Raw genomic sequence first — 15,639 nt, forward strand, 5'->3', positions numbered from 1 at the left:
CGGGCGGGTATTGGGGTTGGGCCACGCCAGCGACCGGTGCAGGATGGGTGCATGAGCGCATCATCGAAGGACGACCACAATCCGGCCCCGGACGACGTGCGCCGCAAGTTCAAGGAAGCGCTGGACAAGAAGCAGGGCAAGCACGACGAGCACCTGCTCGCCGGCCCGGAGGAGGGCGGTCACGCCCACACCGGCCCGGCCAAGGTGCAGCGCACGTTCCGGCGCAAGTCCGGCTGACGGCCCGCCGGGTGCTCAGCCGTCCAACTGACGGCTGAGCACCCGCACCGCCTCCACCATGCTCGGGCCGTACCAGGTCAGGTGTCGGCCGCTGACCAGCGCGCACCGCGTGCCCGGGAACGCCTCGGGGCCGTCGCCGGCGGTGAAGGCGTAGGGCTCGTCGGGCAGCACCACGAGGTCGTGGTCCGGCAGCTCGCCTGGCAGGAACCGCGGGTAGCGCTCGATGCTGCCCGCCAGCACGTTGTCCACACCTAGCCGGAACAGCACGTCCCCCGCGAACGTGTCCCGGCCAAGAGCCATCCAGGGACGACGCCAGATCGGGACGACGGCACGCCGGCGACCGTTCGCGACGTCCGGCACGCCGTCCCACACCGAGCGGGCTGCGTGAAGCCACGCCGGCTCGCCCAGCCCGCAGACGCCGAGCAGCCTGCCGAGCGAGCTGAACGCCTCATCGACCGTGCGCACCCGCGTGTTCCACACCGAGACGCCTGCGGCACGCAGGGCGTCCAGGTCGTCGGGGCGGTTCTCCTCCTCGTTGGCCAGGACGAGGTCGGGTCGCAGCGCGATCACTCCCGCCACGTCCGGGTTCTTCGTACCACCGAGCCGGACGACGTCCAGCTCGGCCGGCTCGGTGCACCAGTCCGTCGCCCCGACCACCATCCCGGGTGCGCTCACCGCCACGGCCTCGGTCAGCGATGGCACCAGGCTGACCACCCGGCGGACCCGGACCCCAGCCCGGATCTGCACGCCCGTGTCGTCCCTCACCTCGACCACCGCTCGATCCTGGCAGGTACTAGCGTCGAGACCATGAGCGACCTGACCGTCGGCTACGCCGCGATGCTGGAGCAGTTCCACCCCACCGAGGCGGTCGCGCTGACCGCGCTGGCCGAGCAGCACGGCTTCTCCGGCTGCATGGCGGCCGACCACTTCCAGCCGTGGGTGCCTGCGCAGGGGCAGGCGAGCTTCGTGTGGAACGTGCTCACGGCCGTCGGCGAGCGCACCACCGGCGACCTCGGCCCCGGCGTCACCTGCCCGAGCTTCCGCTTCCACCCGGCGATCGTCGCCCAGGCCGCGGCGACCCTGGAAGCCATGTACCCCGGCCGGTCCTGGCTCGGCCTCGGCACCGGCGAGGCCCTGAACGAGCACGTCGTGCCCGGCTACTGGCCCGAGGCCGGCGAGCGCAGCCTCAAGATGTGGGAGGCGATCGAGCTCATCAACAAGCTGTTCGCCGCCAGCCTCGAGGGCAAGGACGTCAAGCACTCCGGCCGGTTCTTCCAGATGGAGACCAGCCGGCTGTGGACCATGCCGGAGCAGGCGCCGCCGATCATGGTCGCGACGGCCGGGCCGATCAACGCCAAGAAGACCGGCAAGTTCGCGGACGGGATGATCACCGTCGGTGCGCCCCTGGACAAGATCGAGGGCCTGTTCACCCGCTTCGCCGATGGTGCGCGAGAGGCTGGCAAGGACCCCGACACGATGCCGAAGGTGCTGCAGCTGCACCTGTCCTGGGCCGACACCGACGAGAAGGCGCTCGAGAACGCGATGACCGAGTGGCCCAACGGCGGGATGAAGTTCGGCAAGGCCGACATTCGCAGCCCGCACGACTTCGCGGCGATGGCCAGGCTGGTGCGGCCCGAGGACTTCGAGGGCCGCATGGTCATCTCCAGCGACCCCGACGTGCACCGCGCCGAGATCCAGAAGTACGTCGACCTCGGCTTCGACCGGGTCTACCTGCACAACGTCGGGCGCAACCAGCAGGAGTGGATCGAGGTCTTCGGCGCACAGGTGCTGCCGGCGCTGAAGCGCTGAGGTCACTGCACCCAGATCTGCTCTAGGAGCGGTCCCCAGAACACGCTGGCCTGGACGTTGCCGACCCGGTCGGAGACGAACTCGTCCCGGCGCCAGTAGTCCGTGGGGATGATGGCCGCGTCGTCGCTGACGCGGTGGTTCAGCTGCTGCCAGAGGGGACGGGCAGCGGCAGGCTCCTGGCTCTGCGCCACCAGTGCCTGGTCCTTCAGGTCGTCCAGCTCAGGGTTGCAGTGCCGCAGCAGGTTCCAGCCTCCTGCGCAGCCCAGCACCGGGTCGTATAGGGCGGCCGGGCCCAGGTAGTCGACCGCGAACCCGTTCACGGTGATCTGCGCGGCCGGTCGCCGGGACTGCACCTGGTCGCTGTACGCCGCGTCGCCCGCCACCTGGACACTGGCGACGTAGCCGATGTCCGACAGGGTCCGCTCAAGCGAGACTGCGATGGGTCCCGAGCTCGAGTAGCCGCTGTACAGGTAGGCGGACACGCGTTGCCCACGAGTCCCGGACCGACGCACGAGCTGTCGCGCCCGGTCCAGGTCGGGTCCCGACCAGACGTCTTCGCGGGTCCGCGGGTCCTTGGTGAACAGGCAGCTGTTCTCGTGTCCCCAGAAGCTGGGCGGCGCGAGCTGGCACGCCGTGCCCCCGCCGCCCCAGGCGTCGGCGAAGGCCTGACGGTTGACGGCGTAGGCGAGCGCTCGACGTGCGTCGGGGTTGTTGAACGGCGGCCGGTTCGTGTTGAGGACCAGGTAGTGCGTCCCGAACTGCGGCGCGTGCTGCACTCTGTCGGGGAAGCGCGTGTCCAGCACGGGCATCAGTGGCGACCCGCCGACTTCGGTGACATCCGCCGTGAGCTGGTCCAGACGCACGATCTGGTCGCCCATGGGCGGGCCGGACAGGAAGCGGATCTCGTCGACGTAGCCGCGCGGTTTGGCCGCGAACGACCACTGGGTGAAGTAGGGGTTGCGTCTGAGCGTGGACGCGTACTTCGGCCCGAAGGACTCGTACCGGTACGGGCCCGTGCCTGGCACCTGACTACGCCCCTGGACGCGGGTGAAGGGCGTGCCCGGCGGAACCGGTGCCGCCGCGAACAGGCTCAGCTTGCGCACGAAGTCAGGGTCGGGACGGACCAGATGGAACGTGACGGTCGTGGATGTGGTGGTCACACCTCGGTCGAGACGGCACTGCTTCGGCCTGGCCGTGCACTGCGGGGCTCCTACCAGCGCTGCCAAGTACGTCGGGTGCCCGATCGCGAATGCTCGCTCCAGGCCGCGTCGGAAGTCGTCGGGGACCAGGGCCCTGCCGTCGCTGTAGCGGATGCCGGGACGGATCTCGAACGTCCATGCGCGGCCGCTGTCCGAGGCCTGCGGAAGCCGGCGCGCCAGGTCCGGCACGAGGTCGTCGCCGGCGCCACCGGCCCGGTGCACCGTGACCAGCGTGTCGTACACCAGCGGGAGCGGCTCACCGAAGCCCACCGGATCCTGCGGGTCGACGTTGGTGAAACCCTGCACCGTCGTCAGCGTTCCGCCGACGTGCTTCTGGGCCGCGAACGGTTTGGCCACCGTCCAGAGAGCACCATGGACCTCGGTGAGCGCAGTTGGTGAGGCGCCGAGCCGAATCGTGGCGGCAGCGACCATCCGCTTGGCGTCGATCCGGGTCAAGCTTCCCGAGGCGGAGTTGCCCACCCAGACCTGGCCACCAGACACGGCTATCGGGGTGGGGCTGTCTCCGACCCCGATGCTCACCGGGCCGACGCCTGAGTCCGGGTCGATGCGCGAGACCGTCTGGTCCAGGCTGTTCGACACCCAGACCTTGTCGTCCAGGACGGCCAGCGACCGCGGCCCTGCCCCCACGTCGATCGGCGGCGAGACCCGCAGCGAGGCAGGGTCGATCCGGCTCACTGTGTTGTCCTGCGAATTGGCGACCCATACGCCACCGGCACCTGCCGTGACGCCCACTGGACCGGCGCCAACCGTCACCGTACGCAGAACGTTCCCGCTCTCGGCGTCGATCGCCGAGACTGTCGCGTCCTCCTGGTTGCTGACCCAGACACGACCGTACGCGTAGGCGATCCCGGCAGGCAGACTGCCGACCACGATGGTCTTGACGGCGCGGTCGGTCTTGGCGTTGATCCAGGTGACGGTTCCGTCGGTGCCGTTCGCGACCCAGACGTCGTCGTCGTGCGCCGCGACCGCGACGGGGGAACGACCTACCGGGATCGTCTGCTCAACTCTCCCGCTGGTGGCATCCAGCCTGGCGACCGAGCTCGACTGGTTCTGGACGACCCAGACGGCGCCGTTGCCCACCGCAGCGGCAGTGGGCGCGCTGGCCAGCTCGGTCACCGATTGCACCCCGCCGCGCGAGTCCAGTACCGCGACCCCACCCCCAGCGAACGATGGTCGGCGATCTTGTGACATCCGCCAGGTCAGCCCCGTCAGCAGGACCAGCACGACGACCGCGGCGGCCGCCATCGCAGTGAGCCGCCGCCGCCCGGGTGGACGCCTGGCCAGTGCCCGCAGTTCGGCGGCGCGTTGCGGGTCGCGCTCAGCGGGCTCAAGGGCGACGAGCGCGGTGCGGCCGGAGACCCCCTTCAGCCGCACGGGGCGTCTCGAGGTGTACCGCACGCCAGGTACCACACCGGCCAGATGTGTCACCTCGTGGCTGGCCAGCGCCTCCCCTGCGGCTGCGTGAGCGCACAGCCTCGCGCCAACGTTCAGGGCTTGGGCGGACGCCTGCTCGTCCGGGCCGGCACTCTCCCCGGCGTCCACGCCGACCCCCACCCACAGCGGCCGGTCCGGATCGGTCAGAGTCGCGTCCAGACAGCGCTCCCGCAGCGCGAGAGCGGCGCGCACGCCCGCTCGCGCGGAGCCGAACTGCAGCAGGATCTGATCGCCCCACGTGCCAGTCGGCACCCCGTTGAAATCCTCGGCCACTTGGCCGGCGACCCGGGCCAGCCGATCCACCAGGGCCGCTGCGGCATCGGCGCCGTGCTCACCGGTGAAGTGCGTGTACCCGCGCAGATCGCAGAAGACGAACACGGAGACCCGGCCAGCGAGATCCCCCTGGGCGGCGGGTGCGGGCGTCGGGCGCTCAGCTACCTCGTCGCCTGCCGTCGGCCGGCGGGCGTCCACATCGCCCAGCATGAGGACTCACTCCGAGCGGCGCAAGGAACGCGATGCGGAGCCGGTACCGGCGTCCGCGGCCACGCGGGCGAGCCGCTCCGGGCGCACGGCGACCACCCGGTGCCCAGCTCGCTCGATCGCGCCGGCGTGCTCGAGCTCGGCGAGCTCCCGGTTCACGGCCTGCCGGGACGCACCAACCTTGCGGGCCAGCTCCGACTGATTCAGGGTGAACTCGACGGGGAGCTCGCCGGATGACGCGACCTGGCGGTCGCCCGCAACCGAGAGCGCCTCTCGCAGAAGCGCTTTGGCCACCCGCTGGGACAGCCGCAGCAGCACGAGGTCGACCACCTGCTCGTCGACGGCTCGGATCAGCGCGACCATGGACGCCATCAGCACGGTCGCGACCTCCGGGTGGCGGCCCAGCAACGTGAGCACGACGTCGCGAGGGACCGTGAAGACCCGGCTCGCGACCAGTGCCGTGGCGCCGGCGACACGCGGTCCGCCGTCCATGATCGAGATCTCGCCGAACGTGCTCGGCGGACGCAGGACGGCGAGCACCATCTCCCCACCCTCGGGCGAACGAACCGAGATGCTCACGGCGCCCTCGCACAGGACGTGCAGGCAGTCGCCCGGCTCACCCTGGGCGAACACCAGCTGACCCTTGGCCAGTCGCTGAGGCCGGCTGTGGGCTCGCAGCCACTCCAAGCCGGGCGGGTCCAGGCCGGCGAAGAGCGGGCAGGCCGCCAACTGCGCGAGATCGTTGTCGACCACCGGTGCTCCTTCCCACGTGCGCCGGGGGCTTGGCACACACCGCCGCGCCGGCCCGGCGAAGTCGGCCAGCGCAGTCGGGGCGAGGTCAGTGGGTCCGCGGTTGCAGCGCGTGCGACTGACGCGCCTTCGACACTAGAGCAACGAAGGCCAGCACGATCATGGCCGTGAGAGCCGAAGCAAGCAGCACGGCGCTCCACGAGACCTCGGTGACGATCGTGGTCGTCGGGCCCACGTACGGCGGCGGTGCCGGGATCGGGCCGGTCGGGTCCGGCGGCGGGATGATAGCGAATGCGGACGTGGTGCTCATCCCCACGAAGAGGAACGACGCCACTGACCAGAACGCGAGGCGCAGGGTCTTGTTCATGATCTCTCCTCGGTCATCGGCCGCCTTGTGCAGCCGACGACGACCTTGCCCCTGAGCGTTGTGGCGGGCTGTCACCCTCGTGACTTTCCGGCGGTGACCGCCACCACGCCGGTCGGTGACGGGCAGAACGTGTCCGGGATGAGAGGATCCTCGATCATGGACACCGAGCGGGTGGCTGCGCTGCGAGATGCGCTGGCCCACACCAGCTGGTGGTCGCGCGCCACCAACCTGGGCCAGGCCGTGCGCGCCACCCCCGGCCCTGGGCACCTGCTGCTCGTCGGCACCCCGAGGGTGGAGCCATGGCACCTCGCTGCCCACCTGGACGACGAGGCCCGCTACAACGTGCTGCCCCAGCTGGCGCCCCAGCTGGTCCGCTGGTCACCCCCCGAGCAGGCTCCGGACCACCTCAAGATCGGGCTGAGCCGGCTCGAGCAAGTGGGTCGCGGCGAGACGGTGTTCGTGGTCGCTCCCGAGGCCGCGCCGGACGAGCTCCTGGAACGGGTGGACGACGCCCGGCGGATCGGCGCCACGGTGCTGAGCCTGGACGCCGGCGACGAGCAGCTCGGCGCCCTCTCGCACGAGCGGATGACGGTCAGTCCCGGCGGCCTGGTGCTGCCCGAGGGACTGCTGCCCGCACTGCCACCACCGGACGGGCAGTTGGGCCGCCAGCCGACCGGGTCGGTGGCGCCCCCGCCAGAGGTGCTGGCCGGGCTCGATCTGCCGGCCAGCTTCGACCTGGCCCAGCACTTCGTCAGCGCCGCGGCCGGACTGCCGCCGGTCGGCGGTCAGCCGGGCTGGCGCGTCCGCCTGGCGCGGCTGATCGACCTGGTCAGCGGACCGTCCCCGCGCCAGCAGCACCGGCCGTGAGACGCCTGCACCTGGACCTCACCCCCGCTCGCACCTCGCGGGACTTCCGCCTGCTGTTCGCAGCGGGGACCGTGTTCTACATCGGCGGCATGGTCAGCTACGTCGCGGTGCCGTTCCAGCTGTACCACCTGACCGGGTCCAACTTCGCCGTCGGCGCCGTCGGCCTGGTCGAGCTGGTGCCGCTGGTGGTCTTCGGTCTGTACGGCGGCGCGCTGGCCGACCACGTGGACCGTCGAACGATGCTGGTCGCCACCGGCGTCGCCCAGATCGTGCTGACCGCCTGCCTGTTGGCGAACGCGGCGTCTTCGGACCCCCAGGTCTGGGTGATCTACGTGGTGGCCGGGCTGCTCGCGGTGGCGCAGTCCTTGCAACGTCCGAGCCGGGAGGCGTTGCTGCCCCGGGTGGTCACGCACGGCCAGCTCCCGGCGGCGGTGGCGCTGTCGTCTTTCGGCATGCAGGTGGGCGCGTTCGCTGGGCCGATGCTGGGCGGCGTGCTGCTGGCCGGGCCTGGTCCGGCCTGGGCGTACGGGGTCGACGTCGCGGGTCTGCTGGTGGCGACCGGCCTGTTCGCCGCGCTGCACCGCTACCCGCCCAGCCAGGAGAGCGAGCCGCCGAGCCTGGCGGGCATCCTGACCGGCGTTCGGTACGCGGTGGGTCGCCGGGACCTGCTGGGCACGTACGTGGTCGACATGGTCGCGATGTTCCTGGCGCTGCCGGTAGTGCTCTTCCCGGCGCTGGCCAGCCAGGTCTTCGACCGGCCGGAGCTTCTCGGAGTGCTCTACACCGCCGAGACGGTCGGTGGGCTGGCCGCCGGGTTGACCAGCGGCTGGGTGTCGCACGTCAACCGCCACGGCAAGGCCATCGTGGTCGCGGCGATGTGCTGGGGCGCTGCGGTGGCGCTGGCCGGTCTGGCGCCGAACCTGTGGGTGGCCGCCGGGTTCCTGGCGCTGGGCGGCGCCGCGGACTCGATCAGCGGCATCTTCCGCGGGACCGTATGGCACCAGACCATCCCGGACAGCATGCGCGGCCGGATGGCCGGCATCGAGATGCTGTCGTACTCGCTCGGGCCGCTCGGCGGTCAGGTGCGCAGCGGCTTCGTCGCCGACCGGACGTCGGTGCGGGCCGCCATCGTCAGCGGCGGCGTGCTGTGCGTCGTCGGGGTCGGCGCGACCGCCGCCTGGTTGCGCGGCTTCTGGACCTACGACGCGCGCACGGACGAGTACGCGCGGGCCGAGCGCGAGCGCCGGGCGCAGGCCGGCACGGACTGACCCGACGACGTCCGGGGCCGGCCGGACGACGTCCGGTTCAGTCCTCGCCCTCCCAGTCGCGGTCCTCGCGGTCCCACTGCTCGGTGCGCTCGTGCGCGGTCTGCACGGCCCGCTCGGCCTCGGCGCGCGTGCCGTAGGGCCCGAGCAGGTCCTTGCTCTGGCTCTTGTCCGCGAGCTCTTCGACCTGGTTGGTGCGGGTGTTGAAGTAGAACGACGCCATGCCCGCATCCTGCCGTGTCCGGCTGCGCAGCGCACGTCGGTGAGCGGGCGCGCGCGGGCCTCCTAGACTGCCAGGCATGGCCACCGTCACTGCTATCGAGCCGGGCACGATCTCACCGCGACTCGCGGTGCCGTCGTCCATCGCCCGCCCCGAGTACGTCGACCGCCCGGGACCCACGCCGTACGACGGGCCCGAGGTGAAGAGCCCGGAGATCATCGAGCGGATGCGGGTAGCCGGGCGGATCGCGGCCCAGGCCATGGCCGCGGCCGCGGCCGCGATCGCTCCAGGCGTCACCACGGACGAGATCGACCGGGTCGGCCACGAGTTCCTGCTCGACCACGGCGCCTACCCCTCCACCCTCGGCTACCGGGGATTCCCGAAGTCGTTGTGCACCAGCGTCAACGAGGTGGTCTGCCACGGCATCCCGGACGACCGCCCGCTGGTCGACGGCGACATCGTGAACATCGACATCACGGCGTTCATCACGATCGACGGCGTCGGGGTGCACGGCGACACCGACGCCACGTACCTGGTCGGCGACGTCGACGAGGAGTCTCGCCTGCTGGTCGAGCGCACCCACGAGGCGATGATGCGAGGCATCAAGGCTGTCCGCCCCGGCCGCGAGCTCAACGTGATCGGTCGGGTCATCGAGTCCTACGCAAAGCGCTTCGGCTACGGCGTGATCCGCGACTTCACCGGCCACGGCATCGGGACGACCTTCCACTCCGGTCTGATCGTGCCGCACTACGACGCCGCGCCCCGCTACAGCGACGTGATGGAGCCCGGCATGACGTTCACCATCGAGCCGATGCTCAACCTGGGCACCCACGAGTGGGACATGTGGGACGACGGCTGGACCGTGGTGACCCGCGACCGGCGCCGCTCCGCCCAGTTCGAGCACACGCTGCTGGTGACCGAGACCGGCGCCGAGATCCTGACCCTTGCCTGAGTTCGTCCACCGTTTCCCGAGCCGGAGGTCAACGATGACCCAGTCCGCCCGCCGCCCGTCTGACCTCGCATGAGCCACCGCGCCGCGCTCGGCATCGACGTCGGCGGCTCTGGGATCAAGGGCGCGCCGGTTGACCTCGAGACCGGCAAGCTGCTCGCCGACCGGCTGCGCATCGACACCCCACAGCCGGCCACGCCGCAGGCGGTCGCCGAGGTCGTGGGTGAGGTCGCCCAGCACTTCGCGGAGCAGCTCGGGGACGGCGCCGTCGGCGTGACCGTCCCCGGCGTCGTCACCCGAGGGGTGGTGCGCAGCGCCGCCAACATCGACCCCACCTGGATCGGGACGGACGCGGACACGCTGATCGGCGAGCACGTCGGCCGCAGCGTCCACGTGGTCAACGACGCCGATGCCGCCGGGGTGGCCGAGGCGCGGTTCGGCGCAGCCCGGGACCAGCGCGGTCTCGTGCTGGTGACCACGCTTGGCACGGGGATCGGGACGGCGCTGCTGCTGGACGGCAAGCTGGTGCCGAACAGCGAGCTCGGCCACCTGGAGATCGACGGCCACGACGCCGAGTCACGCGCGGCATCCTCGGCCCGCGAGAACGAGGACCTCAGCTGGGAGGAGTGGGCGGCCCGGCTGCAGCGCTACTACGGCGTGGTGGAGGACCTGCTCTGGCCCTCGCTGATCGTGGTGGGTGGCGGGGTGAGCAAGAAGTCCGACAAGTTCCTGCCCCTGCTGCACCTGCGGGCGCCGGTCGTCCCGGCGGCGCTGCGCAACGAGGCGGGGATCGTCGGCGCCGCGCTGCTGGCCGACGAGGAGAAGCACTAGCGGGCTCGAGCGACCTTCATCACCTTCTTGGGCACCTTCGGCACGACCAGGAACACCCGTCCGTCCTCGCGCTCGGCGTAACCCAGGTCGGCCAGCCGCTTCAGGGTGACCGGGCACTTCTTGCAACGCGGCTTGTCACGGCAGCACTTCTTCTTCGCTCTGACCGTGGGCACCAGGCGAGGATAGGTAAGCCTTACCTACCATGTCCAGTCGGGTGCGCACGACGTCCGCCGTGACGTGCAGGTGCTCGCAGACCGAGTCGAGGTCGTCCGGGTAGGCGGTCAGCGCATCCTCGAGGGCCGGCAGCGTGACCAGCATGGCCGCCGCCCAGCGGTCGGCTGCCGACTCGAGGCGCCCGGCCAGCCAGGTGCTGTCGGCGTAGTCGTGGCAGGCCTCGTGGCCGAGTGTCGCGTGCGCGATCTCGTGCGCCACCACGCAGCGGGTGGCCACCGGCCCGAGCCGGTCGTCGACCAGGATGATCCGCTCGCTGGGGCACCACCAGCCCAGCCCTTCGCTCAGCCGGCAGCGATGGACCCAGACGTCCGGATGGTTGAGCCGTAGCTCCGCCCACGGAGACCAGCTCACCGCCACCTCCAGTCGTCTGTCAGGTCACCTCAGCGGGTCGTGCCCCTTGCGTACCCGCCGGGCCGTGGCGTCCGCCTGCCGTGCGCCCACCCGTGTGCCGCCCGACCGCCCGGCGTCCTTGGCCACCGACCGCAACGGCTCGGACGACGTCCGGTCCGCCGCCGCCGCACCCAGGATGGCGTCCACCACCGACAGGACCACGGCGCGCTCGGCCTTGGTGAGCGTCTCGGCCCGTTTGGGCAGCACGAACGGGCCCAACGGGATGCGTTGCCCCGCGACCTCGAGCACCGTCTCCAGCGGCACGTCGAGAGCCAGCGCGAGCCCCTCCGCGACCTCGGAGCTGATCGCTCCCGAGTGCTGGCCGATCTTGAGCAGGCGCAGCGTCTCGTAGGACACCTTGCCTTGCGAGCGGGCGGCCGCCCGCCTGGTCGGCATCGGCCCACGATGGTCACCGAGCTCGCGCAGCCTCCGCTCGACGAGCTGCTGCAGGTCCCCCACGCGCTTCACCCTCACCCCTTTCCGCGCCCACCCGATCGGGCGCGCGCCATCGCACGGCTGGCTGGCGGTGCCCCTCGACACGCCGGAGGCCGACAACCAGAACGCGCATCGGGCACGAAACGGACTGTTTGACCTGGGCCGAATCATCGAGGCCAGCTTGTCAGCCTGACAACTATTCTGCACTGTCCAGCGTGACGTTTGTCATCTTGACCAGTGCGCGGCAAGATGTGGCGCACGGGGACGGACGACGCCAGGGGGCGGCATGAAGGTGAAGGACGGCGCGCAGCTGCGCGACCGCAGGCAGCGGATGGGGCTCAGCCAGCGCGAGCTGGCGTACCTGTGCCGGCCGTGTTCGCAGACCACCATCTACCTGCTCGAGACAGGTCGGATGCCGACCTTGTCGACCGACCTCGCGGTGCGCATCGCCAAGCGCCTCGACACCCGCCTGGAGGCGTTGTTCGACGAGCGACGTCCGGTCGCGCGCCGCTGAGGGTCAGGCCTGCTCCGGGCGCCAGACCACGTCGATCTCCCACAGCTCGACCGAGCCGTCGTAGGAGCGCGAGTGCGCCCGGGCCTCGCCGATCTCCTTGATTGTGGCGACCCCGCCGAAGTACTGGGCGGCCTGGGCGTCCGCGTCCTTGAGCGCTTCCTCGCGAGAGGCGCCGATGCCACGCACCCTCAGGTGCTCGCCTTCGCTCATGCGCTGATCCTCGCCCACGACGGCTCCCTTGCGAAGGGGTCGGCCCGATCCGTTCCAGACCGACCGCATCAGGAAGCGCACTCGCACGCTCTGGTTAGACGCAGGTACTGCGCGAACTGAAGGAGCAGTCGTGAACAAGCGTCCTGAGGCGAAGGTCATCGCCGCCGCGACGGGTGCGTCGGTGATCAGTGGACTCATCCTGGGCATCCTCGGCGTCACCGTGTTCGGCGTCCCGTTCGACGCGGACCACTCCGACGCCGCGATCAAGGCCGTACCGGGGTTCCTGTCACTGGCGATCAGCGGCGGCATCACCTTCCTGCTCGGCTACTACGCACCGCGGACGTCGGACACCGAGCGAGCGCACGGCACCGGGCCGGCCGCTCCCCCGCAGGTCGACGCCCTCGACGAGCCGCAACGACTCGGCCAGGCGGCGTAGCGGCGGCTGGTGCGGACGAGCCAGCCGATACGCCGGGTCCTGTCCCCGCACGCGGTTACCCCCGCGCGGGTGGCGACCATCCATCTAGACGTGCTGTTGCCAGCACGCTCAAGCGGTCTACCCGGGAGCTCGGGCGGGCCACCCTCCAACGCTCCCTGTCTGACCTTGCTCCGGGTGGGGTTTACCGAGCCACCCCCGTCGCCGGGGGTGCTGGTGGTCTCTTACACCACCGTTTCACCCTTACCAGTCCGGCGAACCGGTCTGGCGGTCTGTTCTCTGTGGCACTGTCCCGCGGGTCACCCCGGGTGGGCGTTACCCACCACCCCGCCCTACGGAGCCCGGACGTTCCTCGGCACCGGCGAACCGGTGACGCGGCCGCCTGGCTGACTCGTCCGCGCGCTGATCGTAGCGGTCACCGGCGCTCTGGTGGCACACCGTGTCAGGTTCGCATCGCCGGCGATGCGAACCTGACACGGTCAGGGCGCCGTCGCCGCCTGCATCTCGCCGTTGCTGGTGACCGCGAAGAGCAGCGATCCGCTCGTGGCCAGCGCCACGCCAGTGCCGGACGGCGCACCGAACGCCTGGACGTCGCCATCGCGCAGCCGCAGCAGCTGCCCGGCAGCAAGCACCCACGCCGAGTCGCCATCGGCGGCGACCGAGACCACGACGTCGGACGACGACAGCCGCGGCGCGTGCCGGCCCAGGTCCACCCGCTCGGCACGGCCGTCGTCGGCAACCCGCCAGATCGCCAGCCGGCCGTCGTCCACCCCGGCCACGGTGCACACCACAGCCGCGCAGGCGACACCCAGCGCGCTCGAGTCACCCCCCTCGGATCCGGAGGACGGGAGAAGCTCGCGCCGCCACGGTGCGCCCCGGGCCGTCGTCCAGAAAGCGGTGGCGTGCAACGTGATCCGCCCGCCGCCGAGGTGGGTGGTCGTCCCGGCCACCACGAAGCCCGGCCCGCGCGCCGCGATCGCAGAGGCGCTGGTCTGGTCGCTCGCCGAGCTCCGCAACCCGGCTTCGGTGTCCCGGCGCTGGTAGGTGGCGCCGTCGCCGGTCCACACCGTCACGCCGGCCGGTGCGGTTCCCGGCGCCCACGAGCCGACCACCACGTCCTGGTCCGCGCCCGCCGCAAGACCGTTCAGGCCGATCGCCCGCGGACCACCGAACAGCTCGAACGCCTGTGCCGTCTCGCCCACCCCGGACGACGGGCCGGACCAGGTGCTGAAGCGAGGGTTGCCGTGCGCTCCCCCGACGGCCCGCCCCAGGGCCACCAGATGCCCGCCATGAGCCGCGACGCGCACCAGTGCGGCTCGAGCGCCGTAGTACGTCACCGGGTGCAGCGGAACCGGCAGCCAGTCGTTTCCCGTCAGCTGCCAGAGGCGCGGCTGCGCCGCATCGCCCGTGCCGACCTGCCCCGCGACCAGCAGCGGACTTCCCGAGGCCAGCGCGGTGACCCGCACAGCACCTGGGGTGTCGAGCCGGTGCCAGGTCAGTGGGTGCGCCGAGGACTCGTCCGCGCGGCAGCCGCCGAGCAGGGCCGCCACCACGGCGACCCCGACGAGCGCACCCCGCGACCGCACGGCTACCTGGCCCGGCGTCGTTTCTTGGTGGGTGGGGCCGTGCCGGTGAGGATGGCCGCGAACCTGGCTACGTGGTAGCCGACGATCGTCACCAGGCTGCCCAGCGCGATGCCGGTGAACGCGAAGGACTCCCCGAAGTGCAACGCCATCCCACCGATCGCGACGACGACCCCGGCGGCGACCGGCACCAGGTTCACCGGCTCGCCGAAGTCCACCTTGTTCACCATCCAGATCCGTACGCCCAGCAGTCCGATCATCCCGTACAGGACGACGGTGATGCCGCCGATGACACCGCCTGGCGTCGCCTCGATGACCGCGCCGAACTTCGGCGACACGCCCAGGCAGATCGCGACCACCGCAGCGACGTAGTAGGCGGCCACCGAGTACACCCGCGTCGCCGCCATCACCCCGATGTTCTCCGCGTAGGTCGTGGTCGGCGCGCTGCCCACCGCACTGGCCATGACCGTGGTCAGCCCGTCGGCGAGCAAGGTGCGCCCGACGTACCCGTCGAGGTCGCGGTCCACCATCTCCGAGACCGCCTTGACGTGACCGACGTTCTCCGCCACCACCGCCACGACCGCCGGCACCACCAGCAGGACGAACAGCCAGTGGAACTCCGGCAGGTGCCAGCCGACGATCGGCGTGCCGTCCGGCGTGACGCCGCCGGTGTGCACGGGCAGACCGAACCAGGTCGCGTCGGACACCCCGGACAGGTCCACCCGGTCCCGGGTGCGCAGCGTGAGGGTGTACGGGTCCATCGAGTTGATCGGACCGAGCAGCAGGTCGAGCACGTACGAGAGCACGAAGCCGAAGACGAGCCCGAGCAGCACTGCGATCCGCCCGACGAACCCCCGCCCGGCGACCAGCAGGATGATGACGAAGGACATGGTGGCGAACGCCACCCAGCCGTCCTGTGGCCAGAACTTCTGGCCGACCAGTGGTGCCAGCGCCAGACCGATCAACATGACCACCGCACCGGTGACCACCGGTGGCAGGACGGCGTCCACCACCCGGGGTCCGACGAGGTGCACCACCACCCCGACCACCGCCAGCACCACCCCCGCGACCAGGATCGCGCCGGTGACGTCGGGCTGCATGCCGCCCTGGGCGTAGATCGCGGTCGCCCCACCGACGAACGCGGCGGACGAGCCGAGATAGCTGGGCACCTTGCCGCGCACGATCAGCAGGAACAGGATCGTGGAGACCCCGCTGGTCAGGATGGCCAGCTGCGGGTCCAGCCCCATCGCGATCGGGAACAGGAAGGTCGCGCCGAACATCGCGACCACGTGTTGGGCGCCGAACCCGATGGTGCGCGGCCAGGACAGCCGCTCCTCGGGCAGCACCACCGGGCGCTCGCGCAGATGGCGCCCCGTCCGGGGCGCGTTGAACTCCAACGTCACGGTGCGTT

General features: G+C 71.2%; 19 protein-coding genes and 1 other RNA gene. 8 read left to right on the forward strand and 12 right to left on the reverse strand.

Going from position 1 to position 15,639, the window contains the following annotated elements; all coding sequences use genetic code 11:
• Positions 1–51: 51 nt before the first annotated feature.
• The gene (locus ACPPVT_RS13495) at positions 52–237 is read left to right on the forward strand and encodes a DUF5302 domain-containing protein (protein WP_426561060.1); all 186 of its coding nucleotides are present in this window, start codon (positions 52–54) and stop codon (positions 235–237) included.
• Positions 238–252: 15 nt separating this feature from the next.
• On the opposite strand, the gene ACPPVT_RS13500 is transcribed toward ACPPVT_RS13495, so the two are convergent.
• Positions 253–1,002 (reverse strand): helical backbone metal receptor, encoded by a 750-nt coding sequence (locus ACPPVT_RS13500; RefSeq protein WP_426561061.1) that lies wholly within the window; start codon positions 1,000–1,002, stop codon positions 253–255.
• A 42-nt stretch (positions 1,003–1,044) separates the two neighbouring features.
• On the opposite strand from ACPPVT_RS13500, the gene ACPPVT_RS13505 reads away from it, so the two are divergent.
• On the forward strand, positions 1,045–2,046 hold the full coding sequence (locus tag ACPPVT_RS13505) for a TIGR03557 family F420-dependent LLM class oxidoreductase (RefSeq protein WP_426561063.1): 1,002 nt from the start codon (positions 1,045–1,047) through the stop codon (positions 2,044–2,046).
• Positions 2,047–2,048: 2 nt separating this feature from the next.
• On the opposite strand, the gene ACPPVT_RS13510 is transcribed toward ACPPVT_RS13505, so the two are convergent.
• The 3 genes from ACPPVT_RS13510 to ACPPVT_RS13520 all read right to left on the reverse strand — a co-directional run bounded on the left by ACPPVT_RS13510 (position 2,049) and on the right by ACPPVT_RS13520 (position 6,297).
• Entirely contained in the window at positions 2,049–5,183 is a 3,135-nt protein-coding gene (locus tag ACPPVT_RS13510) for an ABC transporter substrate-binding protein (protein ID WP_426561065.1), read from the reverse strand.
• Positions 5,184–5,189: 6 nt separating this feature from the next.
• A complete protein-coding gene (locus tag ACPPVT_RS13515) occupies positions 5,190–5,933 on the reverse strand; it encodes a Crp/Fnr family transcriptional regulator (RefSeq protein WP_426561067.1) in 744 nt (247 codons plus the stop codon).
• Positions 5,934–6,018: 85 nt separating this feature from the next.
• Positions 6,019–6,297, reverse strand: a complete 279-nt coding sequence (locus ACPPVT_RS13520; protein ID WP_426561069.1) for a hypothetical protein — start codon at positions 6,295–6,297, stop codon at positions 6,019–6,021.
• 93 nt (positions 6,298–6,390) lie between these two features.
• Between ACPPVT_RS13520 and ACPPVT_RS13525 the strand changes: the two genes are divergently transcribed.
• Both ACPPVT_RS13525 and ACPPVT_RS13530 read left to right on the forward strand, forming a co-directional pair.
• Positions 6,391–7,164, forward strand: coding sequence for a hypothetical protein (locus tag ACPPVT_RS13525; RefSeq protein ID WP_426561071.1), 774 nt, complete (start codon positions 6,391–6,393; stop codon positions 7,162–7,164).
• The gene (locus tag ACPPVT_RS13530; RefSeq protein WP_426561072.1) at positions 7,161–8,432 is read left to right on the forward strand and encodes an MFS transporter; all 1,272 of its coding nucleotides are present in this window, start codon (positions 7,161–7,163) and stop codon (positions 8,430–8,432) included. The genes ACPPVT_RS13525 and ACPPVT_RS13530 overlap by 4 nt, the downstream gene beginning before the upstream one ends.
• A gap of 37 nt (positions 8,433–8,469) precedes the next feature.
• Here ACPPVT_RS13530 and ACPPVT_RS13535 read toward each other — a convergent pair whose 3' ends face one another.
• A complete protein-coding gene (locus tag ACPPVT_RS13535) occupies positions 8,470–8,652 on the reverse strand; it encodes an SPOR domain-containing protein (protein WP_426561074.1) in 183 nt (60 codons plus the stop codon).
• A gap of 76 nt (positions 8,653–8,728) precedes the next feature.
• Between ACPPVT_RS13535 and map the strand changes: the two genes are divergently transcribed.
• Together map and ppgK are read left to right on the forward strand one after the other, a co-directional pair.
• Positions 8,729–9,601, forward strand: coding sequence for a type I methionyl aminopeptidase (map, locus tag ACPPVT_RS13540; RefSeq protein WP_426561076.1), 873 nt, complete (start codon positions 8,729–8,731; stop codon positions 9,599–9,601).
• A gap of 69 nt (positions 9,602–9,670) precedes the next feature.
• Positions 9,671–10,429 (forward strand): polyphosphate--glucose phosphotransferase, encoded by a 759-nt coding sequence (gene ppgK, locus ACPPVT_RS13545; protein WP_426561078.1) that lies wholly within the window; start codon positions 9,671–9,673, stop codon positions 10,427–10,429.
• Here the strand turns inward: ppgK and ACPPVT_RS13550 are convergent.
• Genes ACPPVT_RS13550 through ACPPVT_RS13560 form a run of 3 tightly spaced genes read right to left on the reverse strand, consistent with a single transcriptional unit; the run spans position 10,426 to position 11,521 of the window.
• Positions 10,426–10,602 (reverse strand): hypothetical protein, encoded by a 177-nt coding sequence (locus ACPPVT_RS13550; protein WP_426561079.1) that lies wholly within the window; start codon positions 10,600–10,602, stop codon positions 10,426–10,428. The genes ppgK and ACPPVT_RS13550 overlap by 4 nt on opposite strands.
• A complete protein-coding gene (locus ACPPVT_RS13555; RefSeq protein ID WP_426561080.1) occupies positions 10,565–11,014 on the reverse strand; it encodes an ImmA/IrrE family metallo-endopeptidase in 450 nt (149 codons plus the stop codon). Before ACPPVT_RS13555 ends, ACPPVT_RS13550 begins: the two co-directional genes overlap by 38 nt.
• Before the next feature lie 24 nt (positions 11,015–11,038).
• On the reverse strand, positions 11,039–11,521 hold the full coding sequence (locus ACPPVT_RS13560) for a hypothetical protein (protein ID WP_426561082.1): 483 nt from the start codon (positions 11,519–11,521) through the stop codon (positions 11,039–11,041).
• Between the two features lie 253 nt (positions 11,522–11,774).
• On the opposite strand from ACPPVT_RS13560, the gene ACPPVT_RS13565 reads away from it, so the two are divergent.
• Complete coding sequence (locus tag ACPPVT_RS13565) at positions 11,775–12,002, forward strand: helix-turn-helix transcriptional regulator (protein ID WP_426561084.1); 228 nt, start codon at positions 11,775–11,777, stop codon at positions 12,000–12,002.
• A gap of 3 nt (positions 12,003–12,005) precedes the next feature.
• On the opposite strand, the gene ACPPVT_RS13570 is transcribed toward ACPPVT_RS13565, so the two are convergent.
• Complete coding sequence (locus ACPPVT_RS13570; protein ID WP_426561086.1) at positions 12,006–12,212, reverse strand: hypothetical protein; 207 nt, start codon at positions 12,210–12,212, stop codon at positions 12,006–12,008.
• A gap of 130 nt (positions 12,213–12,342) precedes the next feature.
• Here ACPPVT_RS13570 and ACPPVT_RS13575 point away from each other — a divergent pair, with 130 nt between their 5' ends.
• Positions 12,343–12,648: a hypothetical protein gene (locus tag ACPPVT_RS13575; RefSeq protein ID WP_426561088.1), complete on the forward strand. Its 306-nt coding sequence runs from the start codon at positions 12,343–12,345 to the stop codon at positions 12,646–12,648.
• 12 nt (positions 12,649–12,660) lie between these two features.
• Here ACPPVT_RS13575 and rnpB read toward each other — a convergent pair.
• The 3 genes from rnpB to ACPPVT_RS13590 all read right to left on the reverse strand — a co-directional run bounded on the left by rnpB (position 12,661) and on the right by ACPPVT_RS13590 (position 15,631).
• Positions 12,661–13,039, reverse strand: an RNA gene (rnpB, locus tag ACPPVT_RS13580) — RNase P RNA component class A.
• Between the two features lie 85 nt (positions 13,040–13,124).
• Positions 13,125–14,231 carry a hypothetical protein gene (locus ACPPVT_RS13585; protein ID WP_426561090.1) on the reverse strand — a complete coding sequence of 369 codons (1,107 nt, stop codon included), beginning with the start codon at positions 14,229–14,231 and terminating at the stop codon, positions 13,125–13,127.
• A 2-nt stretch (positions 14,232–14,233) separates the two neighbouring features.
• Positions 14,234–15,631: a uracil-xanthine permease family protein gene (locus tag ACPPVT_RS13590; protein WP_426561092.1), complete on the reverse strand. Its 1,398-nt coding sequence runs from the start codon at positions 15,629–15,631 to the stop codon at positions 14,234–14,236.
• Positions 15,632–15,639: the final 8 nt, after the last annotated feature.

Source organism: Angustibacter sp. McL0619 (assembly GCF_049994355.1).
Classification (GTDB): domain Bacteria; phylum Actinomycetota; class Actinomycetes; order Actinomycetales; family Angustibacteraceae; genus Angustibacter.